At 64.4% G+C, this 23,479-nt stretch carries 24 protein-coding genes; 17 read left to right on the forward strand and 7 right to left on the reverse strand.

What is annotated here, in order from left to right:
• A partial coding sequence (locus ACWIVK_RS04295; protein WP_448575344.1) for a xanthine dehydrogenase family protein molybdopterin-binding subunit occupies positions 1–2,319 on the forward strand: 2,319 nt, incomplete at its 5' end.
• Positions 2,320–2,418: 99 nt separating this feature from the next.
• Here ACWIVK_RS04295 and ACWIVK_RS04300 read toward each other — a convergent pair.
• The 5 genes from ACWIVK_RS04300 to ACWIVK_RS04320 form a co-directional block, all read right to left on the reverse strand.
• Entirely contained in the window at positions 2,419–2,670 is a 252-nt protein-coding gene (locus ACWIVK_RS04300) for a Uma2 family endonuclease (protein ID WP_448575345.1), read from the reverse strand.
• Positions 2,667–2,987, reverse strand: coding sequence for a Uma2 family endonuclease (locus ACWIVK_RS04305; RefSeq protein ID WP_448575346.1), 321 nt, complete (start codon positions 2,985–2,987; stop codon positions 2,667–2,669). Before ACWIVK_RS04305 ends, ACWIVK_RS04300 begins: the two co-directional genes overlap by 4 nt.
• Positions 2,988–3,121: 134 nt before the next feature.
• Positions 3,122–4,420, reverse strand: coding sequence for a cytosine deaminase (codA, locus tag ACWIVK_RS04310; protein ID WP_448575347.1), 1,299 nt, complete (start codon positions 4,418–4,420; stop codon positions 3,122–3,124).
• A 126-nt stretch (positions 4,421–4,546) separates the two neighbouring features.
• The gene (gene murJ, locus ACWIVK_RS04315; RefSeq protein ID WP_448575348.1) at positions 4,547–6,181 is read right to left on the reverse strand and encodes a murein biosynthesis integral membrane protein MurJ; all 1,635 of its coding nucleotides are present in this window, start codon (positions 6,179–6,181) and stop codon (positions 4,547–4,549) included.
• Positions 6,182–6,365: 184 nt separating this feature from the next.
• A complete protein-coding gene (locus ACWIVK_RS04320; protein ID WP_448575349.1) occupies positions 6,366–6,908 on the reverse strand; it encodes an adenylyltransferase/cytidyltransferase family protein in 543 nt (180 codons plus the stop codon).
• A gap of 131 nt (positions 6,909–7,039) precedes the next feature.
• On the opposite strand from ACWIVK_RS04320, the gene ACWIVK_RS04325 reads away from it, so the two are divergent.
• The 4 genes from ACWIVK_RS04325 to ACWIVK_RS04340 all read left to right on the forward strand — a co-directional run bounded on the left by ACWIVK_RS04325 (position 7,040) and on the right by ACWIVK_RS04340 (position 12,153).
• The gene (locus ACWIVK_RS04325) at positions 7,040–7,960 is read left to right on the forward strand and encodes an ABC transporter permease (protein WP_448575350.1); all 921 of its coding nucleotides are present in this window, start codon (positions 7,040–7,042) and stop codon (positions 7,958–7,960) included.
• Between the two features lie 3 nt (positions 7,961–7,963).
• Positions 7,964–8,869, forward strand: coding sequence for an ABC transporter permease (locus ACWIVK_RS04330; protein ID WP_448575351.1), 906 nt, complete (start codon positions 7,964–7,966; stop codon positions 8,867–8,869).
• Between the two features lie 105 nt (positions 8,870–8,974).
• Positions 8,975–10,675 carry an ABC transporter substrate-binding protein gene (locus ACWIVK_RS04335; protein ID WP_448575352.1) on the forward strand — a complete coding sequence of 567 codons (1,701 nt, stop codon included), beginning with the start codon at positions 8,975–8,977 and terminating at the stop codon, positions 10,673–10,675.
• 17 nt (positions 10,676–10,692) lie between these two features.
• Complete coding sequence (locus ACWIVK_RS04340) at positions 10,693–12,153, forward strand: alkaline phosphatase family protein (RefSeq protein WP_448575353.1); 1,461 nt, start codon at positions 10,693–10,695, stop codon at positions 12,151–12,153.
• A gap of 19 nt (positions 12,154–12,172) precedes the next feature.
• Here ACWIVK_RS04340 and ACWIVK_RS04345 read toward each other — a convergent pair whose 3' ends face one another.
• On the reverse strand, positions 12,173–12,910 hold the full coding sequence (locus tag ACWIVK_RS04345) for a DUF72 domain-containing protein (protein WP_448575354.1): 738 nt from the start codon (positions 12,908–12,910) through the stop codon (positions 12,173–12,175).
• 91 nt (positions 12,911–13,001) lie between these two features.
• Between ACWIVK_RS04345 and ACWIVK_RS04350 the strand changes: the two genes are divergently transcribed.
• The 12 genes from ACWIVK_RS04350 (at position 13,002) to ACWIVK_RS04405 (ending at position 22,835) form a co-directional block, all read left to right on the forward strand.
• Positions 13,002–13,601 (forward strand): GNAT family N-acetyltransferase, encoded by a 600-nt coding sequence (locus tag ACWIVK_RS04350; protein WP_448575355.1) that lies wholly within the window; start codon positions 13,002–13,004, stop codon positions 13,599–13,601.
• Between the two features lie 110 nt (positions 13,602–13,711).
• Entirely contained in the window at positions 13,712–13,978 is a 267-nt protein-coding gene (locus ACWIVK_RS04355) for a hypothetical protein (protein ID WP_448575356.1), read from the forward strand.
• Between the two features lie 124 nt (positions 13,979–14,102).
• Complete coding sequence (locus ACWIVK_RS04360; RefSeq protein WP_448575357.1) at positions 14,103–14,477, forward strand: hypothetical protein; 375 nt, start codon at positions 14,103–14,105, stop codon at positions 14,475–14,477.
• Positions 14,478–14,538: 61 nt separating this feature from the next.
• The gene (locus ACWIVK_RS04365) at positions 14,539–15,300 is read left to right on the forward strand and encodes a response regulator transcription factor (RefSeq protein ID WP_448575358.1); all 762 of its coding nucleotides are present in this window, start codon (positions 14,539–14,541) and stop codon (positions 15,298–15,300) included.
• A 2-nt stretch (positions 15,301–15,302) separates the two neighbouring features.
• On the forward strand, positions 15,303–16,469 hold the full coding sequence (locus ACWIVK_RS04370; protein WP_448575359.1) for a PstS family phosphate ABC transporter substrate-binding protein: 1,167 nt from the start codon (positions 15,303–15,305) through the stop codon (positions 16,467–16,469).
• 177 nt (positions 16,470–16,646) lie between these two features.
• The gene (gene pstC / locus ACWIVK_RS04375; RefSeq protein ID WP_448575367.1) at positions 16,647–17,534 is read left to right on the forward strand and encodes a phosphate ABC transporter permease subunit PstC; all 888 of its coding nucleotides are present in this window, start codon (positions 16,647–16,649) and stop codon (positions 17,532–17,534) included.
• The gene (gene pstA / locus ACWIVK_RS04380) at positions 17,531–18,427 is read left to right on the forward strand and encodes a phosphate ABC transporter permease PstA (protein ID WP_448575360.1); all 897 of its coding nucleotides are present in this window, start codon (positions 17,531–17,533) and stop codon (positions 18,425–18,427) included. Before pstC ends, pstA begins: the two co-directional genes overlap by 4 nt.
• A gap of 13 nt (positions 18,428–18,440) precedes the next feature.
• Positions 18,441–19,253, forward strand: a complete 813-nt coding sequence (gene pstB, locus ACWIVK_RS04385) for a phosphate ABC transporter ATP-binding protein PstB (RefSeq protein WP_448575361.1) — start codon at positions 18,441–18,443, stop codon at positions 19,251–19,253.
• A 20-nt stretch (positions 19,254–19,273) separates the two neighbouring features.
• Positions 19,274–20,128, forward strand: coding sequence for a phosphate ABC transporter ATP-binding protein PstB (gene pstB, locus ACWIVK_RS04390; RefSeq protein WP_448575362.1), 855 nt, complete (start codon positions 19,274–19,276; stop codon positions 20,126–20,128).
• 106 nt (positions 20,129–20,234) lie between these two features.
• The gene (gene phoU / locus ACWIVK_RS04395) at positions 20,235–20,951 is read left to right on the forward strand and encodes a phosphate signaling complex protein PhoU (protein WP_448575363.1); all 717 of its coding nucleotides are present in this window, start codon (positions 20,235–20,237) and stop codon (positions 20,949–20,951) included.
• A 15-nt stretch (positions 20,952–20,966) separates the two neighbouring features.
• Entirely contained in the window at positions 20,967–21,242 is a 276-nt protein-coding gene (locus ACWIVK_RS04400) for a YciI family protein (RefSeq protein ID WP_448575364.1), read from the forward strand.
• Positions 21,243–21,329: 87 nt separating this feature from the next.
• Complete coding sequence (locus tag ACWIVK_RS04405) at positions 21,330–22,835, forward strand: aldehyde dehydrogenase family protein (protein WP_448575365.1); 1,506 nt, start codon at positions 21,330–21,332, stop codon at positions 22,833–22,835.
• A 14-nt stretch (positions 22,836–22,849) separates the two neighbouring features.
• Here ACWIVK_RS04405 and ACWIVK_RS04410 read toward each other — a convergent pair.
• Positions 22,850–23,479 (reverse strand): glycoside hydrolase family 15 protein (locus ACWIVK_RS04410; RefSeq protein WP_448575366.1); only part of this gene is annotated, 630 nt, incomplete at its 5' end.

Raw genomic sequence — 23,479 nt, forward strand, 5'->3', positions numbered from 1 at the left:
AGTCAGTACGTCGGTGCGCGTGTACGACGCAAGGAAGATCCGCGTCTCATCACCGGCTCCTCGCAATACGTCGACGATCTCAAGCTACCGGGCATGGTGCACGTCGCCTTCGTCCGCAGCAGTTATCCCCACGCTCGGATCCGCGGTATCGACGCTTCCGCCGCCAAGGCCATGCCCGGCATCGTCGGTGTCTTCACCGGTCGCGATCTGGCGGCGCGCCTCAAGGGCAAGCCCGAACTCATCCCCGGTGAAGCACCGCATCCCGAAGAGCAGAAACCAGACGGGATCCCGGTTGCCCCGGAAGAGCCGATCGCGGTCGAACGCGCCCTTTACGTCGGCCAACCCATCGCTGTCGTCGTCGCCACTTCAGCAGCTGTCGCTCGCGATGCTGCGGAAGCAGTCGTGGTCGACTACGAACCCCTTCCCGCCATCATCGATCCAGAAGCGGCGATGCAGGACGGTGCTCCGCAGCTCTATCCGGATATCCCTAACAATATTGGGGAGCGCTGGGAGCGCGTCCACGGCGATATCGAGGCAGCATTCGCTCAGGCTCACGTCGTCGTCAAGCAACGCTTCCGCCAGCAACGCTTGGCTGCTATCCCGATGGAGACCCGCGCCATCGTCGCCGCTCCTGATCCCTTGACGCAAGGCGTCACGGTCTGGAGTTCCACCCAGGCACCGCACTGGAACCGCAACGCGCTCGCCGCCGCGCTCGGGCTGGCTCACGGCCAAGTACGCATCATCGCTCCGGAAGTCGGGGGCGGCTTCGGAGTCAAGATCGGCGCGTACCAGGAAGACTTCATTCTCGCTGCGCTGGCCTTGCACCTCCATCGTCCGGTCAAGTGGGTCGAGACGCGCTCCGAGCATCTCATGGCCACCAACCACGGCCGCGATCAGGTGGTCGACTACGAACTCGCTGCCGATGCCGAGGGACGTGTGCTCGGACTGCGCGCCCGCATCGTCCAGAACCTCGGTGCCTACCCGCGGGGGCTCTATCTCCCCTCGACGACCGGTCTCATGGCCTGCGGCTGCTACGACATTCCGGCTGTGGACATCAAAGCCTATGGCGTCTACACCAATACGATGGCCGTCGGCGCCTACCGCGGCGCTGGTCGACCGGAAGCGGCCTACTACATCGAACGGATGATGGACCTCTTGGCCCGCAAGCTCGGCAAGGATCCCGCCGAGGTCCGGCGCCTGAACTACATCCCACCGGAAAAGTTCCCCTACACGACGGCAGCCGGCGAAAAGTACGACACTGGCGACTACGCCAAGGCACTCGACAAGGCTCTCGAAATCTCTCGCTATCAGGAGTGGCGGCAGAAGCAGCAGGAACTCCGCCAGCAGGGTCGTTTGATCGGAGTTGGCCTCGCCAGCTACGTGGAGATCTGTGGCTTCGGTCCTTACGAAAGCGCAGTCGTCCGTGTCGAGCCGAGCGGCGCGGTCACCGTCTATACCGGAACCTCGCCGCACGGACAGGGGCTGGAGACAGCACTGGCCCAGCTCGTCGCCGATCGTCTGGGAGCCGATTTCGATCAGATCGTCGTGCTCCACGGCGATACCCAAAGCGTCCCCGAGGGACACGGCACGATGGGAAGCCGCAGTCTCGTCGTCGGCGGTAGTGCCGTCCTGATGGCCATCGACCGCATCAAGGAGAAGGCGACGCAGATCGCTGCGCACCTGCTCGAGGCAGCGGCCGAGGACATCGAGTTCGTCGACGGGAAGTGGCGCGTCAAGGGAGCGCCCGATCGTGCCGTCACGCTTGCGGAGATCGCCCAGGCCGCCTACGGCGCCAACCTCCCGGAGGGGATGGAACCGGGGTTGGTCGCGACCGACTTCTTCGCACCGCCCGACGAGGTCTTCCCCTTCGGCACGCACGTGGCCGTAGTCGAGGTCTTGCCCGAGACCGGCGAGGTCAAGATCCTCGCGTACTACTCGGTCGATGACTGCGGCCCCCGCATCAACCCGCTCCTCGTCGAGGGCCAGGTGCATGGCGGCTTGGCCCAGGGGATCGCCCAAGCCCTCTGGGAAGAGGTCCGCTACGACGAGAACGGCCAACTCCTCACCGGTACGCTCATGGACTACGCCATCCCCAAGGCCGCGATGTTGCTCTCCTTCACGACCGATCACACCGAGACGCCGACACCGCTCAACCCGCTGGGTGCCAAGGGGATCGGCGAGGCGGCGACGATCGGCTCCACCCCGACGATCGCCAATGCGGTCATGGACGCCCTGGCTCCCTTCGGCATCGAGCACCTGGACATCCCGCTCACTCCGCAGAAGATCTGGCGCGCTCTCCAGCAGGCCAAACAGGCCTGACCGATCGACCGGATGCCCGACCGGCAGCACCCATCTGCGGGTGCTGCCGGTCTCGCTCTTCTCTGCTGGACCCGCGACCAGGCGCAATCACGCGGCAGGTCAAGCGAAGAGGTCAGCGACGAGGATTTCGAGGTCAGGGAAGGCCAACGGAGCGATGCGCTCGTCATGTGCCAGGCAGTCGACACGGCGATAGCGCCCTGCTCCGAGATCCGGGGCCCGGAAGAGGAGCAGGCGATCGTGCTGGAAGTCGAGGATCCAGTAATCAGCAAGATTCGCCTGCGCGTACAACGGCGCTTTGACCTCATGGTCGTAAGCCAGGGAGGCGTCCGCTACCTCGATGAGCAGGATCACGTCGTCCGGTCCAGCATCAGGGAGGCATAGTAGTCCGCCCGGGGACGCAAGAGCACCAGATCCGGCTGCGGCTCGGAAAAGTGACTCAGCCGCACCGGCCCCTGGATACGGACGATCGCGCGCCCTGCCAAACGGTTCGCGAAAAGGGCCACCATCTTGTCGAGACACGCTCGGTGCCGTCGACCGATCGGGCCCATCTCGACGATTTCCCCCTCGATCAACTCGACCCGGTCATCCTCGCCAAGAATCCCCGCCTCGGCCATGCGGTGATAATCATCGACAATGAAGCGGTGTCGTACGACGATCTCGCTCGTCATCTCGCGCCCCTGTCGCTGGACGAAGGTTCGCGACCTCGACTGTAAGACGGGAGCATCGGGGACGAGCCTGCCTCCTGCCGGGCGACGCAATCGGGCACAGCCAGCTCGAGAAGACCAGCACGTGCCAAACGTGCTCATCGATCGCTCAGTCCCTCACCGGGACGCTCGTAGCGGATACGAACGAACTCGTTCCCGCGACGGACCTCCACCCGTGGTGCACTCATCCGGCTGATGACCCGCCCACGCTTGACGCACCAGAGCGCGGGAGCGAGCATGCGGAGCGCATCGCGATCGGTCGCCGCATCGAAAATGACGAAATCGGCCGGCTTGCCGACCTCGAGACCGTAGCGATCGAGGATCCCCAATGCACGCGCGGCGTTGGTCGTCACGAGATCCCACACGAGCGGGATCTCCTCGTAACCCGAGAGCTGCACGAGGTGCAAGCCCAACCAAGCCGCGTGCAACATGTTTCCCGTGCCGAGGGGATACCAGGGGTCCATCACTGAATCGTGCCCGAACGCGACGTTGATCCCGAACTGGAGAAGCTCTTTCACACGCGTCAGTCCGCGACGCTTGGGATAAGTATCGAAGCGTCCCTGCAAGATCGAGTTGTCCGGCGGGTTGGCGATGATGCTGAGTTCGGCACGCTTGAGCCAGCCGAAGAGCTTGAAGGCATAGGCGTTGTTGTAGGAGCCCATGGCCGTCGTGTGACTGGCTACGACGCGCCCCTGCATCCCCCGCCGGATCGTCTCCGCCGCCATCACTTCGACGAAGCGCGACTGATCGTCGTCCGTCTCGTCGCAATGGGCATCGAGCGGCCGATCGTAGCGCTCGGCCAGATCGAAAGCGATGCGCAGCGACTCGACACCCATCTCGCGGGTCGTCTCGTAGTGGGGGATGGCTCCCACCACGTCGCAACCGAGCCGGAGCGCCTCTTCGAGGAGCTCGGCACCGCGCGGATAGGAGAGGATCCCCTCCTGGGGAAAGGCGACCAGCTGCAGATCGACAAGATCGCGCACCTCCTCGCGCAGCTCGAGCAGGGCACGCAAGCCGACGAAGTGCGGATCGCACACGTCGACGTGGCTGCGGATGACCAGGGCTCCCTGGCTGGCATACCACTCGATCGTCCGGCGTGCTCGCTCCTTGACCGCCTCGATGGTGAGCTGGGGCTTGGTGAGTGCCCAGCGTTGGATTCCTTCGAGCAGCGTCCCGGACTCGTTGTGGCCGGCGAGCCCCTCGGTGAGCGCCGCATCCAGATGACAGTGCGGTTCGATGAGTGGCGGCGAGACGAGCCGTCCACCGGCGTCGATCGTCTCCCGAGCCTCGCCCGCCAGATCCGGCTCGATCGCGACGATCCGACCCTCGGCCACGGCGAAATCGACCATCCGCCCATCGCGCAGGCGCGCATTGCGGACCACGAGATCGTAAGCCATCACGACCCCCTGCTTCGGCTAGACGACCACCGCGAAACGCGATTTCCCGCCGCGCCGCGACCGTCCTGTCGCGCGAGCAGAACGGGAAATCCTCGGCAAGGAGAGAACCGAAAAAGCACCGCGCTGTCAACTGCCGAAACGGGCACGCACCAGCTGGGTCAAAGCGAGGAACTCCTCCGCGCGGAAAAGTCGCATGAGGACGGCGTAACAGGCAGCACCAACCACGACGTTCGCCCCCACGACCAGCACGCGCCAGGCGACTCCGCCAGCCTCGGGTGCCTGCCACTGGCCGGCGAACGCCGCTGCACCGCCGACGAGGAGCGCCATCACCGTAGCCGCGAGCGCGCTCGCTCGCATCGTGCGCCCGACCGTGCCATCCCCCACCCGACCGAGCCAGCGCCGCAACACCCACCACATGACGAGCGTATGGGCCACGAATTGCGCCGTATTGCCCAAGACCAGTCCCAGCATGCCGAGCGAGCGCACGAGCGCCAGCGCAACGAGGAAATAGACTCCGACCGAAAGAACGCCGACGAGAACGGGTGTCCGCGTGTTGCGACGGGCATATGCTGCGAAGATCAGGACTTGGTCGAATGCAGCGAAGAGCGTACCAGGAAGATACCCGAGCAAGGCGACCCAGATCGCTCGGGCCCCCTCGAGATCGGTCGCCCCATGCAGAAAGAGGAGCGTGACGATCGGCCAGCTGAGCGCGGCCATCCCCAGCACGGTCGGAAAGATGAGGAGCGCTACGAACTTGAGCCCCAGTGCCAGCGTGCGATGGTAGGCTTCCTCGTTCCCGCTCGCATGGTGTCGAGAGAGCGTCGGCAGCGCGGCCAGCGAGGTCGCCGCGGCAACCAGCCCGAGAATCATCTGATTGAGTGCCGTCGCATAGCGCATCGCACCCAAGGCGTGGGGATCCACTCCCCAGGCCAGGTTCCGGTCGACCGTCAAAGCGACGGTGTTGGCGAAGAGACCGAGAAAAATCGGCAGATAGAGCAGGAAGATTTGCCGGATGGCTGGATGCCAGAGGGACAGGTTCAACCGGGGCAGGCAATCGCGCAACCCCCACAGTTGCAGCACCGCGAGCCCGAGTGCGCCGAGCAGCACGCCGACGACCAGGCTCGTCACCCCGAGCGAGTGCCCGAGCAAGAGCGCACAGGTGACGATCGCGGCGTTGCGCACGCTCAAGGCCAGCGACGGTTGGGTGAAGCGCTGGAGCGCATAGAGCGCTCCCATGAGCACGGTCGAGCAGGCGAGGAGCAACACGGCCGGGACGATCAAGCGGACGAGCCGAATGGTCAGCTGGAACGTCTCGGCACCACGCGCTGCTTCCCCACCGCCGAGTGCGGTCATCCCCCACACGACCCAGGGGGCAGCCAACGCGACGAGGACGACCACAGCACCGATGACCACGATCACCCAAACCAGCAGCGCACCGACGATGCGACGGAACTCCTCGCGCCGCTCCGGCACGGCGTAGGCACTGAGGACCGGCACCAGAGCAGCCTGGAGCATCCCGCTGATGACCAGGTCGAAGAGCATGGTGTGCACATTGTCAGCGATGGTGAACGCCGCGATCGTGTCCGTCGTGCCCCAGAAGTAGGAGGTGACTTGCTCGCGCACCAGGCCGAGCACGCGGCTGAGCACGACGCCGATCATGAGGACACCAGCCGCACGCGCCACCCGGGCGCGTTCCCCCTGCACGACCGTCTCGGTCGTCGGTGCGCTGCTCCTCGCCGTCGAGGTTTCGTCCAACGTCACAGGGCACGCTCCCCACGCCTGTCCGGACCAGCACGAGTGTAGCGACTCCGGACCGGATTCCCGGACTCGGCGGAAACCGATCCGGCGAGATCCACCGGTGCGCTCGCCTGGCCCACTGCTCCGACTCCGGTCGCTCCTGACCGAGCGGGCAGCGACGAAGAATGCGTCGCGAGAGCAGCTGGACTCACCCAGCCTCGTGGCTGGCAGTTCCCGCCTCGGGTGCGCAGCCGTAGGCCGCGAGGATGCGCCGGACGAGCGCGCTCGTCGAGCGGTCCGGGACCAAGGGAATCAGCACCACCTCGCCACCTAGTGCGCGCACGACCGGAGCCTCGGGAAGCGGTCGCTTGCCGGCCGCAGCGTCTTCCTCGGTCGTCCCATAGTCGCTGCCTTTGACGTAGACGTGGGGACGGACGATGCGCACGACCTCCTCCGCCGTCTCGCCAGGGAAGATCGTGACGTAGTCGACACAGCCCAGGGCCGCCAGGAGCTCGGCCCGCTCCGCTTCTGGAACGAGCGGACGAGCCGGTCCCTTGCGCCGACGGGTCGAGGCATCGTCGTTGATCGCAACGATCAGCACGTCGCCCAAGCGGCGTGCGGCCTGGAGATACCGGACATGCCCGACGTGCAGGAGATCGAAATGGCCGTTGGTCAGCACGATCCGCTTGCCAGCCCGGTGAAGGTCTTCGCTCAGCTGCTGGAGGAACGGGAACGGGATGACCTGCCCCACCGCGGCTACCCCTCGCTCGCTCGCGAGGCGATGACGCCTCGCTCCGCAACAAGAACGCCAAGACCGTTTTACACCAGTGCCACAGCGCAGCGCCTGCTCCGGGGAAGACTCTCCCGCGAAAAGGGGACACGATGGCTCGGTACGTCGCCTACCGACTGCTGCGAGCACTGCTCACCATCTGGATCGTGGTCACGCTCGTCTTCATCGGACTTCGTCTGTCCGGCGATCCAGCACAAGCCCTGCTGGGTCCAGAGGCCTCGAGCGAGGCGGTCGCAGCGTTGCGGCGGGCATGGGGACTGGACGAACCACTCACGGTGCAGTACACCCGCTATCTTCGACAGCTCGCCCGAGGGGACTTCGGACGCTCGCTCCGCGAGCGTCGCCCGGCGACCACGGTGGTGCACGAACGGATCCCGGCGACGCTCCAGTTGGCTGGTGCCGCTCTGGCGATCGCCGCAGTCGGCGGCGTCACGCTCGGCACGGTGGCTGCACTCCGAGCCGGAAGCCTCCTCGACCGCACGATCGTTGCCCTCTCAGCCGTCGGGCAGGGAATCCCGAATTTCGTGCTCGGTCTGCTCCTCATCTTGATCTTTGCGTTGTCGCTCGGCTGGTTTCCCACTTCCGGATACCGCGGCGCGACCAGCCTGGTGCTTCCAGCGCTCACCCTCAGCAGCTTCAGTGTCGCCAGCCTCACCCGTTTCACTCGCTCGGCCCTGCTCGAAGTCCTGCGCGCCGATTACGTCCGCACCGCCCATGCCAAAGGGCTGCCCTGGCGGATCGTCCTGATCGACTACCTGGGACGCAATGCCGCGCTGACCCTGGTGACGGTCGTCAGCTTGCAGATCGCGGTCGCGATCGCTGGCGCGGTCGTCACCGAGACCGTCTTCTCCTGGCCGGGAATGGGGCAGCTCCTCGCTCGATCCGCCGAACTGCGCGACTTCCCGGTCGTCCAATACGGCGTCCTGCTCATCGTGGTCTCGGTGGTATCGGTCAACTTCTTGACCGATGTCCTGTACGGCTGGCTCGATCCGCGGCTGCGGGTGGAGGCATGAGGGATGGCCGTTTCGACTTCTCTCCGACGGTCCGGTGCACGGACCCGACTTCCCGCTCCAGGCCGGCGTGTGCGTCGGCGGGGCCGGTGGCCACTGACGACGCTTCTGGCAGTCGCGTGGCTGGTGGGGATCAGTGTCGCCGCCGTGGCCGCCCCGCTCCTGCCGCTGCCTGATCCGGCGACCCAGGACTTGCTGGCGCGCCTGCAGCCGCCCGCTGGGTTCGGTGGCATGCTGGCGCATCCGCTCGGAACCGACCAGCTCGGCCGCGACCTCGCGAGCCGCATCCTCGCGGGCACGCGTGTCTCCCTTGGGCTGGCATCGGTGGGCGTCGTCATCAGCGCTGTCGTCGGGACCATTCTCGGTATCGTCGCCGGGTACCGCCGCGGTTCGATCGATCAAGCGATCAGCGTGCTCATCGACGTGCAATTGGCGGTCCCGTTCATCGTGCTGGCACTGGTGGCCTTGACGCTTTTCGGAACGGGCCTCGTCGTCCTCATCATCTTGCTCGGCTTGAGCGGATGGGAGCAGTATGCCCGGATCGCGCGTGCCAACACGCTCCGCCTGCGCAACGAACTCTTCGTCGTGGCTGCCCGAGCAGTCGGGGCGAGCCCGGCGCGCATTCTCCTGCGCCACATCTTGCCGAACGAGGTCGCTCCGCTCCTCGTCTTGATGACGCTCCATTTGACCAGCCTCGTCCTCCTGGAGTCGTCCTTGAGCTTTCTCGGAATCGGCGTGCAGCCTCCGACGCCGAGTCTCGGCAACATCCTCGGTGACGCGCGCAATTACCTGCAGATCGCCTGGTGGCTCCCTGTCTTCCCCGGCGCTGTCCTTCTGGCGATCACCCTCTCGTTCAACGAAGTCGGTGACTGGTTGCGCGACGTGACCGATCCGACGACGCGACAGTGGTGACCGTGCGGCCAGCGAAAGGAGGGTAGGGCAGTCGAGCACAGCGAGAAACTGACCGGTCGCAGGTTGCCGACACGCACACGCTCGCCGAGCGAAAGGAGCAGTTCGATGGAACGCCGACCAGTTCACGACGGTGCGCTGCGGTTCACCCGGCGGCAGATCGTCGCCACGCTCGCCGCTCTGCCTGGCGGCTTGCTCCTCGCCTGCAACACGAGCGAGAGCACGCCGACCGCGACTCCTGCAACGACACCCGCCAGCGCAGGCCAAGCAGCGGCGCAGCCGACCAGCATGTCCTCTCCGACCGCAGCACCGGCTTCGGTCGCCACCGCGACGGCGGTACCGCGCCGCGAGTTGCGGATCGGCGTGCAGGGGCTGCCGCCCAATCTCGATCCGCATCAACAACTTTCCAACGTGGGAACCCGCGTGACTTATTCGATCTTCGACTACCTGATTCGGCGCGACTTCCTGAGCGGTCCGCAGCCAGGGACCGGGTTCGCGCTCGTCCCTTGGGTCGCCAAGGAGTGGAAGCGGATCGATGACCTGACCGTCGAGTTCACCTTGCGCGACGACGTGACGTTCCACGACGGCAGCAGGTTGACGGCCGAGGACGTGCTCTTCACCTTCGAGCGCCTGCTGAAAGACACTCCCGATCCACTCAAAGAGTCAGCGAGCTACTTCAAGACGGTTGCGGAAATCGCGGTTCTCGACAGTAATCGTATCCGCTTCGTCACCAAGAGCCCTGACCCGGTGTTCGAAAAGCGCATCTCGTCTTGGGGCGGCTGGCTGATCCCCAAAGCGTATTACGAGCGCGTCGGCATGGACGGCTTCGCCCGGGCACCGATCGGCACCGGCCCCTATCGTGTCGCCGAGTTCGTGACCGACGAGCGACTGGTGCTCGAGCCGCACGAGACGTACTTCGGTGGACGCCCGACCGCCTCCCGCATCGTCTTCCAAGTCATCCCGGAAATCCAAGCGCGAGTGGCCGCGCTGCTGTCCGGCGAAGTCGACCTCATCACCAACGTGCCGCCGGACCAGGTACCGGTGCTGCAGCGAAGCCAAGGGATCGTCATCCGCAGCATCCCGCTCGCCAATTGTCACGTCCTTCGCTACAACTGCAATCACCCGCTTCTCCAAGACAAACGGTTGCGTCAGGCACTCAACCTCGGCATCGACCGCGAACTCCTGATCAGAACGTTGTGGAACCAGCAGGCTGTCCGGATGCGCAGTCACCAATTCGAAGACTACGGTCCTCTCTACAACGCACAACGTCCTTACACGCCCTACGACCCTGATCGCGCTCGGCAGCTAGTTCGCGAATCCGGCTACGACGGCAGCACGATCCGCTACAACAACAAACCGGGTTACTACACGCTCGGCAACGAGGCTGCCCAAGCGATCGTCGAGATGTGGCGTCAGATCGGCGTGAACGCGGAAGTCCAGCTGATCGACTGGGCTGACCTCCCCAAGGAGGAACGGATGGTCGGTTCGTGGTCCAACTCCAACTACCTCGCCGACCCGGAGGGGGCTTTCTGGCTGCGCTGGGGCCCTGGGACCGCGACCCAGCGCGACTGGTGGAAGCCGCAAAATCCCCGCTACAACGAACTCGGCGAGCAACAGCGGCAGACGCTCGACCAGCAGTTCCGCTACCGCGCCTTCCAGGACGCCCTCGACATTTGGGACGACGAGGCGCCCGGCACCGTTCTCTGGATCCCGATCGAGCACTACGCCATGCGCGATTTCGTCAAGTGGACTCCGTACAGCTTCTACTATATGGATCTGCGGCCCGATAATCTTTCCTTTGTCGGTTGAGGGAGAGGACGGCAGCAGTGGCGACGAGCCGTGTCCTGATCGTGGTGCTCGACGGGCTCCGTCCCGATCTGGTCTCCGAGGAGCGCACACCCTTTCTCCACTCCTTGGCAGCTGAAGGCACGCGCCTGACCCGGTATGCGGCGGCCTACCCGCCGCATACCCGGGTCCAGGTGACGACGATGTGCACCGGAACCTACCCCGGACAACACGGCATCGTCTCCAACGTCATGGTCCTCGAGGGATCAGGAGAAGAGGCGATCCTCGATACCAGCGACTATCGGCAGATCGCGGCACTCGACCAGCGGACCGGGGGCCGAGCGATCCTCCGCGCGCCACTCGCCGATCTCTTGGCAGCGCGCGGACACCGCTTGGCGGTCGCTGCCAGCGGCTCCACCGGCTCGAGCTGGCTCTGGGCCCGGACTCAACCCTTTCGCCTGGTCAATCCCCGCTCGGTCTTCGGGCTGCCGGATCTGGCGGCATTGCGCGAGAAGCTCGGACCACCGCCCGATCCCGCCGACTCGTCGCTCGATCTCGTCCGCTACGCTCTCCGCGCAGCCTGCGACCTCTTCTTGCCCGATCCGGACGTCGCAGTGACCGTGCTCTGGCTGCACGAGCCGGACGCCACCTTTCACTTCGCTGGGCTCGGCAACCCAGAAAGCGAGTCGCTCCTGCGCCAACTGGATGCGCTGCTCGCTCGCTTCTTCGATCAGCTGGCTGCTCGCCGGCTGCTCGACGAGCTGCTCGTCTTCGTCCTCTCCGACCATGGCCAGTCGACCCCACTCCATCACCGCTCGCTGAGCGAACTCCTCCGTCAGGCACCCTCCCTGCCCGTGCTCGATCGCGTCGTGCCGGCAGCCGACTTCCTGTTCCGGCGACCAGGAGCAGCTGCTCCCAGGCCGACGGAACTCGCCCCATTGGTCGAGTGGCTCCTGGAACAGCCATGGGTCGGAGCGGTCCTCGCTCACCCCGCCGTGGCCCCGGCCCTACCCGGGACAGTCGCGCTCACTGCTGTGTGGGGTGATGCGCTCGAGAGCGATACCCTCGAGCGGCTCCCGCTCCTCGCCGTGAGCCCGACCTGGAGCGCCGACCGGAATGCGTTCGGAGTCCCTGGAGTCGTCACCGCGCTGACCGAGCAGGTGGCACTCCGGTCGACGCACGGCTCGGGATCCCCCTTCGAGCTCCAGGCTTTTGCCGTGATGCTGGGACCGACTGTCCGCAAAGGGTTCGAAAGCCGGATTCCAGCAGGTGTGGTGGATATCGTCCCGACCGTGGCAGCCGTTCTCGGGTTGACGCCGGAACAGCCGTTCGCTGGTCGCGTCCTAAAGGAAGCATTCGCCGAGGCCTGGCAACCATCGATCCGCAGCGAACTCCGCCGACCGACCCGGGGAACCAGCGTGCTCGGCTGGCGCACCGGAGACACGTTCTACCTGGATCGGATCGCTGGCCCGGACCGATTCTGGGACGAGTCCTCTGGGTGAAGATCGACCTGCTCGCGCCTCACTCGACCGGTACGCCCTGACGCTGGAGTGCCTCGCGCAAGCGCCGAGCATCGTGTACCGCATGAGCGAAGGCGTCGTTGTTGAAGTAGACGAATCCTGGCCGATCGCTCAAGGAGGCCAACCGGCTCGCCAGCCGAGCGATCTCCTCGTCCGTCAGACCGATATCGAAGAGACCGCTGTGTACTCGGACATAACAGAGCGGTCCGACGAACGGAAACGAATCCGGAGTCGGATGCATTCCACCGTACGCGTAGACGATCGTGCCGCCAGCACCGGCGATCGCGTCGGCCACGGCTGGCACGAACCAACTCGGGTGACGGAACTCGAAGGCGAACGGCTGACCTCCTGGCAAGGAATCGAGGAAAGATCGGAAACGGTCGAGATCGCAGGCGAAAGCGGGAGGTAGCTGGAAGAGGAGCGGGCCGCGAGAGGAACCGAGTTCCTCGATCGCGGCCAGGAATGCTCCCAGCATCGGCTCGACTCCAGCCAAGCGATGGACGTGCGTGATCGCACGTGGTGCCTTGACTGCAAAGACAAATCCTGGTCGTTGGGCAGCTTGCCTGGCCCATTCGCGAAAGCGTTGACGCGCCGGCAGTCGATAGAAGGTCACGTTCAACTCGACTGTGGCAAACTCGCGCAGGTAGTAGGAGAACCATTCCCATGGCGGGAGTTCTGGTGGATAGAAGCGGCCACGCCAGTGACGATACGACCAACCGGATGTCCCGACGAGCCACACGGAGACCCCCTGCACGGCACTCGCTGCTGCCAGCGTAACACGGATGCGTGGAAGCGCTACACGGGTGAACGGGGAGGAGCATGACCCAGCGATGGAAGAATATCAGCATCTACAGGTCATCGTCCCTGGGAAACTCGTCTACCTCGGGCCGATCCGGCGCGACTTGGCCGCAGTTTATCAGCGCTGGATGAACGATCTCGAAGTCTCGCGCACGCTTACTGCGCATTGGCGGGTACCCTTTACCGTCGAGGACGAAGTCGAGTGGTTCGAGCAAGCCCGGCGCGACCCGACACGCCGGGTCTTCACGATCTACGAGCGCCCCGATGACCGCCCGGTCGGCAACGCGGAACTTTTCGGGATCGACTTCGCTGTCGGGAGCGCCGAGGTCGGGATCGTCATCGGTGAGCGGAGCGTCTGGGGACGGGGATACGCGACCGAGGCGCTGACTCTCCTCTTGGATTTCGGCTTCACGGTCCTCGGCTTGCATCACATCTGGCTACGCTATGACGCAACGAACGAGCGGGCACGAGCCGTCTACGACCGTGTCGGATTCCGGGAAGTCGGTCGCCTGCGCCAAGCAACCAAGATCGGTCCGTACCGCGACGACATCGTGATCATGGATATCCTGGCGAGCGAGTTCCAGAGCCCAGTCCTGGCCGCCAAACTGCGCCTGCCGGGGTCGACGCCGTGATGGAATCGCGTCGCGCGTATACTGGAAGGTGAACCAGCCAGCTCGGCAGGGAACTGTCGCGAGCGCGTGCTGGAACGATCTCCTGGTCGTGCCAGGAGAACGAGTGCGAGGTGACCGGCGCTATGCTGGCAGCAGGGCTCTTTCGGCGTGCGCCGGACACTGATTCCGAGGACGAGCTGTGGCTCGGTTGTCCGATGCTGAAGAAGGTTGCCTTCCAGACCAAGCGTGGCCGGAAACGGGTGATTCTCCGTTGCGCGCTCGGCTATGCGCTCAACACGCCGGAAGCAGTCGAGCGCTGCCGAGCCACAGCGGGACCGCATCAGTGCTGGCAGTGCCAGGAATATCTGGAGGCCCGGACGCTGCGCGAGCCATCTTGAGCTGCTCACGATACCTCGGAATCGTGTCCGGATGGGAAAGCGGTCGCTCGTCCTCCCGCGAGCGACCGCTCTCGTTCGTTCACGAGGCAGTCGCACACTGTCTCGCGAGAGCAGGAGCGAGGCGATGACTGCCTTACCGTTCATCGTCCTCATCGAGCCGGATTGGCCGGCTCGCTCCTATTTGCGTGCGGAACTCGAGGAACTCGGCTACGCCGTGAGCGCACACGAGCGCGCCGCTGATGCGGCATGCTTTCTCGTCCGCTGGGGATTGCGCCCCGACCTGATCGTCGTGGACCTCGCCAGCGATGGTGAGCAGCTCGCCGGACTCCAGCGCCTGATCGAGGACTTTCCGGATACGCGACTCCTCGTCCTGGCGAGCCCCTTGCGCGCCCTGCCGGAATGGTTGCGCCAGCGCGCCAACCGGATCCTCTTTCGTCCCTTCGCGGTCGGCGACGTGGTCCGCGTCGTCAGCGAACTCGCCCCGTTAATCGAGCGTTAATCTCCCGCTGATCCTCCGTTAAGCGCAGCCCGGTACACTGCCCCCAGTGAAGGGAAGATGGATGGTCACGGTGAGCAGCCGATCGACCACGCGACCAGAAGGAACACCGACACAGCAGCGCATCCTGATCGTCGAGGACGATCCGACACTCGCCCAGATTCTCTCCTATAGCCTGGAACAGCGTGGCTACAGCGTCTGGACCGCGCAGGAAGGCCGGCAAGCCATCATGCTGGCGCGCACGATCCGACCCGACCTCGTGATCCTCGATCTGATGCTTCCGGGTATCGATGGGCGCGATGTCTGCCGACTGATCCGCAAGTGGTCGAGCGCGCCCATCCTCGTGTTGACGGCGCGAGACAGTGAAGACGACATCGTCGCACTGTTCCAGGAAGGGGCAGACGATTATGTGGTGAAGCCGTTCCGCACGCGCGAACTCTTCGCCCGGATCGACGCCCTGCTGCGCCGATCAGCGGAGAGCACAGCCGGAAACGTGCTCACGGCCGGAACGCTCGTGATCTTCCGCGATGAGCACCGCGTGGTCTACCGGGGACGAGAGATTCATCTCGCACCGCGTGAGTTCGCCCTGCTCACCGCATTGGTCGAGCGGGCCGGTCGCGTCTGCACACGGCAGGAGCTTCTCGACCAGGTCTGGGGGCAAGACGTCGTCGATCTCCGGAACGTCGATGTGCACATCCACCGGATCCGGGAAGCACTGGGAGGAGAGCCCGATGGGTCGAACCTGATCAGAACGGTCCACGGAATCGGCTATCGGTTCGTACCGGAATTGACGGCAACGGATGAAACGATCGGAGGAGGGAGTTGATCATGGAGAAGCCGATGACACGCCTCAGCCGACGACAGCTGATCGCGCGTTTGGCAGTACTGGGTACCACCGTCCCAGCAGCGAGCGCGCTGATCGCAGCGTGCGGGGGTGGGCAAGCGACTCCGACGCCGACGACCGCTCCGGCGGTGCAACCGAGCCCGACGCCAGCAGCAGCTGCGCAGCCTTCACCGACCGCAGCGATGGCGACCACCCCAGCAGCTGTGCCGACTCCGACAAAGGCGGCCCAGCAACTCAGTGGTACGATCACGATCGACGGGTCCAGCACCGTGTTTCTCATCTCCGAAGCCGTCGCCGAGGAGTTCCAGAAGAAGTATCCCCAGGTCAAGGTGACGGTGGGAATCTCCGGAACCGGCGGTGGATTCAAGAAGTTCTGCAACAAGGAGATCGACATCTCGGATGCCTCGCGCCCGATCAAGGACTCCGAGGTCGAGGCCTGCCAAAAGAGCGGTCGCGAGTATATCGAGCTTCCCGTCGCCTTCGATGGACTCGCGGTCGTGGTCAACCCGCAGAACGACTGGGTCGACTATCTGACGGTCGAGGAACTCAATCTGATCTGGAAGCCGGAGTCACAGGGAGTCATCACGCGCTGGAACCAGGTGCGCCCGAACTGGCCGGATGCACCGCTCAACTTGTATGGAGCCGGAACCGACTCGGGAACCTTCGACTACTTCACGGAAGCGATCAACGGCAAGTCCGGCGCCAGCCGGGGTGACTACACCGCCTCCGAGGATGACAACGTACTCGTCCAGGGTGTCGCAGGGGACAAGAATGCGCTCGGCTACTTCGGACTCGCCTACGCCATCGAGAACCGAGGCCGGGTCAAGATCGTGCCTATCGTCAACCCGAAGACCGGCAAACCCGTCGAGCCGAATCTCGAGACGGTGAAGACTGGACAATATCAGCCTCTTTCTCGACCGCTGTTCATCTATGTCGCACGCGACCAGGCCGATCGGTCGGAAGTCCAGGCGTTCGTCGAGTTCTATCTCGACAACGCGGCCGAGCTCTCTCAGGAAGTCGGGTACATCCCGCTGCCGGACGAGGCCTACCAGCTAGCCAAGAAGCGCTTCCAGGCGCGCAAGACCGGGTCGGTCTTCAAGGGAGTCGAGGTCGGCGTGTCGATCGAGGACGTGCTCAAGCGTGAGGAGTAGCTTCCCGGAGACCGAGAAGACCGGGTACAATCCGCGAGCAGGGGGAAATGCTCCTACTCGCGGCCGGTCGTTGCCGAGCGAGGGACGAACGTGACGAGCGAGTCGACTCCTGCTCAACTCGCCACACCGATCGACCGCCGAGAGTGGGTCGAGCGTGTCCTCACCGGCACGCAACGAATCGACCGTATCCGCCGCATTCGCGAGCGAGCGATCCTGACCTTCTTGTTCCTGGCTGCGCTGATCTCCATCGCGACGACGATCGGCATCATCTACACGCTGGGGATCGAGACCTTCCGCTTTTTCCAGCGCGTTTCCATCGTCGACTTTTTGACCGATACGCAATGGACCCCCCTCTTTACCGAGAAGCATTTCGGCATTTGGCCACTGCTTACGGCCACGCTCCTGGTCTCGGCCATCGCGATGCTCATCGCCTTACCGATCGGACTCCTCTCGGCGATCGGACTTGCCGAATACGCTCCGGACCGCGTCGCCCGCGTCGTCAAGCCGATGCTGGAGATCCTCGCCGGTGTCCCGACGGTGGTGTATGGCTACTTCGCACTCCTCTTCGTCACACCATTGCTCCAACGCTTCATTCCCCAGCTCGAGGTCTTCAATGCGCTCTCGGCCGGCCTGGTGATGGGAATCATGATCGTGCCCCTCGTCGCTTCCCTCTCCGAGGACGCCATGCGGGCAGTTCCGCAGAGTCTCCGCGAGGGTGCCTATGCGCTGGGTGCCACCAAACTCGAGGTCGTCTGGCGCGTTGTGGTACCGTCGTCGCTGTCGGGCATCGTGGCTGCCTTCATTCTGGCGGTCTCGCGGGCAGTCGGCGAGACGATGATCGTCGCCATCGCGATGGGCCAAGTCCCGCGTCTCACCCTCAACCCCCTGGTCGCGATGGAGACGATGACTGCCTACATCGTCCAGGTGAGCCTCGGCGATACGCCGCATGGCACGCTCGAATACCAGACGATCTTCGCGGTCGGCACCACACTGTTCGTGATCACGATGGCACTGAATCTCTTGAGCTACCGCTTTCTCAAGCGCTTCCGGGAGGTCTACGAGTGAGCGCCGAGCGGATATCGACGACCGACCGCGAGTTCGATCCTCGCTTGCCGTTGCGCAAGCGGCTCGGGATGCTCTTCGGCCTCCTCAGCGCGGTCGCGATCGCCATCGGGCTCACGACGCTCGGGGTTCTCATCGCCGATGTCATCCACGACGGTTGGCGGGCACTTTCCTGGGACTTCTTGACGAGCTTTCCCTCGCGGCGCCCCGAGCAAGCCGGCATCCGTTCCGCTCTGGTTGGAACCTTCTACATCTTGATCCTGGTGGCCCTGATCGCCTTTCCACTCGGAGTCGCTGCTGCGATCTACCTCGAGGAGTTCGCGCCTAAGAACCGACTCACTGCGACGATCGAGATCAACCTGTCCAATTTGGCAGCCGTCCCGTCGATCGTCTACGGGTTGCTCGGTCTCGGCGTCTTCGTACGCACCTTCATGCTCGGCCGCAGTCTCCTCGCAGGAGCCTTGACGCTCAGCCTCCTGGTGCTCCCGATCATCATCATCGCCTCGCGCGAAGCGCTGCGGGCGGTTCCCCCCTCGATCCGCGAAGCCGGACTCGCACTCGGCGCCTCGCACTGGCAGACAGTCCGGCTCTTCGTCCTTCCCGCAGCCTTGCCTGGCATCCTGACCGGCACGATTCTCGCACTGGCGCGGGCGATCGGCGAAACCGCCCCGCTCATCACGATCGGCGCGCTGACCTACGTCGCCTTTACGCCCAAGAGCCTGTTCGATCCGTTCACCGTTCTGCCCATCCAGATCTTCAACTGGATCTCGCGTCCGCAACCAGCCTTCCACGAGCGCGCTGCTGCGGGAATCATCGTGTTACTGGCCGTACTCTTGCTCTTCAACGGTCTGGCGATCTTCCTCCGCGCTCGACTGCAGCGTCGCATCCGCTTCTGAGGGGAGTCCGCCCATGACGATCACCAGCCCGACCCCAGCACGGTATATCGTTCAACCAGCGGAACCGGCTGCTCTGCGCATCGAGCGACTCAACATCTGGTACGGCAAGCACCAGGCGATCCGGGATGTGAGCTTCACCATCCCGGCACGTCGGATCACCGCGATCATCGGACCTTCCGGGTGTGGCAAGAGCACGCTCCTGCGCGCCATCAACCGGATGCACGACCTCACGGGGGACGCTCGGGTGGAAGGATCGATCTATTGGGGCGAGATCGACCTCTATGCTCCGACGACTGACCCGGTTTGGGTGCGGCGCCACATCGGGATGATCTTCCAGAAGCCGAATCCATTTCCGAAGAGTATCTTCGAAAATGTGGCGTTCGGTCTCCGCGTCAACGGGTATCGTGGGGACATCGCAGCACGCGTCGAAGAAGCCCTGCGGAAGGCCGCGCTCTGGGACGAGGTCAAGGACAAGCTCCAGCAGAACGCGCTCGCGCTCTCGGGGGGACAGCAACAACGGCTCTGCATCGCGCGCGCGATCGCGCTCGAGCCGGATATCCTGCTCATGGACGAGCCCTGTTCGGCACTCGATCCGGTCGCGACCATGCGGATCGAGGATCTGATGGTCGAACTCGCTCATACCTACACCATCGTGGTCGTCACGCACAACATGCAGCAAGCTTCCCGCGTGTCCCACTACACGGCCTTCCTCCTGGCTGGAGAAGACCGCACCGGCGAATTGATCGAATACGCGCCGACCCGTGAACTCTTCCTGCGGCCACGCGACCGACGGACCGAGGACTATATCACCGGCCGCATCGGCTAGTAGCTCGGAGGGATCCGACGATGTCCGAGCCGATCGCTGCACTCACCGCCGCGCAAGCTGCCCGCGCCGAAACAGCGTCGCGCGAACAACCGCTCACGACCGCTGCTGGGATGGAAATCGAGCGGCTCTCCGCCTACTACGGCCGCTTCCAAGCGCTCGCCGAGATCACGTTGCCGATCCATCCCGGTGCTGTGACAGCCGTCATCGGTCCTTCCGGGTGTGGCAAGTCGACGTTGATCCGTTGTTTGAATCGACTCCACGAGCTGACGCCGGGCGCACGGGTGACGGGAAGTGTTCGCCTGGAAGGGGTCGATATTTACAGTCCAGGAATCGACCCCGCTCGCGTCCGCCAACTCGTGGGTATGGTCTTCCAAAAGCCGAACCCGTTCCCGACGCTCTCGATCTACGACAACGTCCTCGCTGGAGTGCGCTTGCACCGGCAACGGCTCTCCCGCACGGAAGCGGATGAGATCGTCGAACGCAGTCTCCGCGCAGCTGCGCTCTGGGATGAGGTCAAGGACAAGCTGAAGGCATCAGGAGCCTCGCTCTCCGGTGGCCAGCAACAACGGCTCTGTATCGCCCGGGCACTCGCAGTGGAACCTCTCGTTCTCCTGATGGACGAACCGACGAGTGCACTCGACCCGATCGCGACCTACCGGATCGAAGAGCTCATCTGGGAACTCAAGCAGCGCTATACCATCGTCATCGTCACCCACAACATGCAGCAAGCAGCCCGCATTGCTGATTATGTCGCCTTTCTGTTGGCTGGCGAGGAGCGGACCGGCCGGCTCATCGAATTCGATACCGCGCAACGGATCTTCACCAATCCGAAACGCAAGGAAACCGAAGACTATATCACCGGCAAGATCGGCTAGCTCCTCACCGCACTGCGGCGTACACTTGGACTACTCAGCACCCCGCAAGAGCGCCGATTCGTTCCGGTCTGGAGAGGGACGAACTCGAACGAGGAAGGGAGACGACATGGCAACGCGTGCCCGCCTGGAATTCGAGCGTGACCTCCAACTGCTCCGCCAGGAGCTCTTGAATCTGGGTAGCATGGTGGAGAAGGCTGTCGAACGCGCGGTCGAGGCGCTCAAGCGCTATGACACGAAGTTAGCGCAGGATGTGATCGAGCACGACCGCGACATCGACGAACGCAGCTACGCGCTGGAGGAGCGCGCACTGTTGCTCATCGCGACTCAGCAACCGATGGCTTCCGATCTGCGGATCATCGCTGCGACCCTCTTCATCATCGGGGAACTGGAGCGCATCGGTGACTACGCAGAGGGGCTGGCGAAGATCGCTATCCGCCTGAGTGCCTGGCCCCCCCTCAAGCCCTTGATCGATATTCCACGCATGGCGGAGATCGCGATCGACATGCTGCGCCAAGGGCTCGATGCGTTCATCGAAATGGACCTCGAGCGCTGCCGCACCATCTGGCGTCGGGACGACGAGGTCGATGGACTCTACGATCAAGTCTACCGAGAGCTCTTGACCTACATGATGAGTGACCCCCGCACGATCGAGCGAGCCACGCTCTTGCTCTGGGCAGCACACAATCTCGAGCGGATCGCTGATCGCGTGACCAATATCTGCGAGCGTATCGCCTTCGTCATCACCGGCGACCCGCGCGCGCTCGTCAGCCCTGGCGAACCGGATTATCCTGGGGAACAGGAAGCCGAGTACGACGTGGAGTGAGGAGAGGAGCGACAAATGCTCTGGGCTGCAGTGATCCGTTACGGGAACCCGGACAAGATCAAGGAAGTGCGTCCCGTTCACCGCCAGTACCTCAGCGCACTGCGCGAGCGAGGGAAGCTGTGGGCCTCCGGACCGTTCGTCGATGACAGTGGTGCGCTCATCATCTATCAAGCCGAGAGCGAGGAGGAAGTCCGCCAGCTCATCGAGGGAGACCCCTTCTTCGCTGCCGGCGTCTTTCAGGATATCCAGCTCAAGCCGTGGAATATCGTCTTCACACCGTCAGCCACCTGACCGAACACGCTGGCCGTGCTACGATCGTGCTGCCGCAAAAGCATCGGCGGCCTGCGGTCACTCGGTTCCTGCCCGGGGAGGCGAAGAATGACGACCGAAACCGGAATTCGCACCTACGGCCTGCTCATCGACGGCCAGTTCGTTCCTGCCGCGAGCGGTGAGACGTTCCCGACCTACAATCCGGCGACGAACGAGGTGATCGGCTACGTCGCCAAGGCGAGCCGGGAGGATGTCGACCGTGCGGTCCGAGCAGCCCGTCGTGCCTTCGACGAGGGCCCCTGGGGGCGTATGACACCCAACGAGCGGGCTCGCCGCTTGCGCCGTATCGCTGAGATCCTCCGCGAGCGCGTCGACGAACTCGCTCGTCTGGAGACCCTGAACTGCGGGAAGATCATCGTCGAGTCGCGGATGGACATCTTGTCCGCCGCCAACTGTTTCGACTATTACGCCAACCTGACCGGTCAGATCTGGGGCGAGACGATCCCGATGAACGGGCCGCTCCTCGACTACACGGTTCGCGAACCGTATGGGGTATGCGGACAGATCATTCCCTGGAATTTTCCGATCCTCATGGCCGCATGGAAACTGGCACCGGCACTCGCGGCCGGCAACACAGTCGTCCTCAAGCCTGCCAGCTATACCCCGATCACTGCGCTCGTCCTGGGACAGATCTGCCTCGAAGCCGGTATTCCCGAAGGCGTCGTCAACGTCGTGACCGGACCGGGCAGCGAGGTCGGCGCGGCGATCTGCGAGCACCCGCTCGTCGACAAGATCGCCTTCACCGGCGAGACGGAGACCGGTCGCGAGATCTTGCGCCTGAGTGCGGGAACGATCAAGAAGGTCTCCCTCGAACTCGGTGGCAAGTCGCCGAACATCGTCTTCCCGGACGCCGACCTCGAAGAGGCAGTCAACGGCTCGCTCTTCGCCATCTTCACCAATGCGGGCCAGCGCTGCACGGCACGCACCCGTTTGCTGCTGCACGAGTCGATCCACGATCAGTTCATGGATCTCTTCCTGCGCAAGGCATCCGCTCTGCGGATCGGTGATCCACTGGACGAGCGCACCCAGCTCGGTCCGCTGGTCTCGCGCCGGCAGTGCGAGCGCGTCCTGAGCTACGTCGAGCGCGCCAAGGCGGAAGGAGCTGCGCTCCGCTTGGGTGGGAAGCGACCGGATGACCCGGCGCTCCAGCGCGGGAACTTCGTCGAGCCGACGATTTTCGACGCGGTGCAGCCTCACATGACGATCGCCCGCGAGGAAGTCTTCGGTCCGGTCCTCGCCGTCATTCCGTTCCGCACCGAGGACGAGGCGGTCGAGATCGCCAATGCGACGATCTACGGGCTCGCCGCGACCATCTGGACGAACGACATCAAGCGAGCGCATCGCCTCGCAGCGCGGATCAAGGCCGGCAACATCAGCATCAACTATCCGGTCGTCAATCCACCGGAGGCCCCCTTCGGTGGCTTCAAGCAAAGCGGCATCGGGCGGGAACTGTCGCGGCACGCGCTCGACCTCTATACGCAGGTCAAGAACGTCGTCGTGGGGTTGAGCGAGCAACGCTTCGACTGGTACGGAAACTGGCCACCAGGACGGTGACACTGGCCCGGCGCTCAGGGAGCGAGGAAGGAAGGCCAGCCCGCCGCCGCGAGCTGGCCTTCCCGCGCGAGATAGCGCAGCACCGTCGCAATGAACGTTCCATGACTCCAGCTCAATGGACTGACGGAGAGCGGCTCACCCGTTTCCGGATGCACCTGCTCGGCCAGCACGCCACTCGGTAGCGCGTGTGCGGCGACCCACTCGAGCAACTCCAGGGCACGAGCGAGTTCCGCAGGAGAAGTCGCCCGCGCGATGTGCCAATCGGCGAGCCACAGCGTGCAGATGAACCACGGATTGCCAGGAATGCGCTCGATATCCCGACTCATCTGGTAATAGTAGTCGTCCTCGTAGCGGGCGATGCCTCCGACCGGCGTCTTCACCCACAGGCGTTCCTCGACTGCCTGCATCGTCGCGACGACGCGCGGATCGCGCGCCGGGAACAGCCCGAACAGGAACAGTCCCGCCAGGCTGGCATCGATCGTCGGGTCAGGTTCGACGTTCCCCTGCGCATCGACCGTGAGCATGCGGACGAAGCGGCCGAGATCCGATCGGAAGAGGTAGCGGCTCGCCGCGGCACGGATCCCATCGGCAGCACGATCCCACCCCTCGGCGAACTGGTCGTCACCGAAGATGCGCGCCAAGCG

It is taken from the genome of Thermomicrobium sp. (assembly GCF_053493975.1).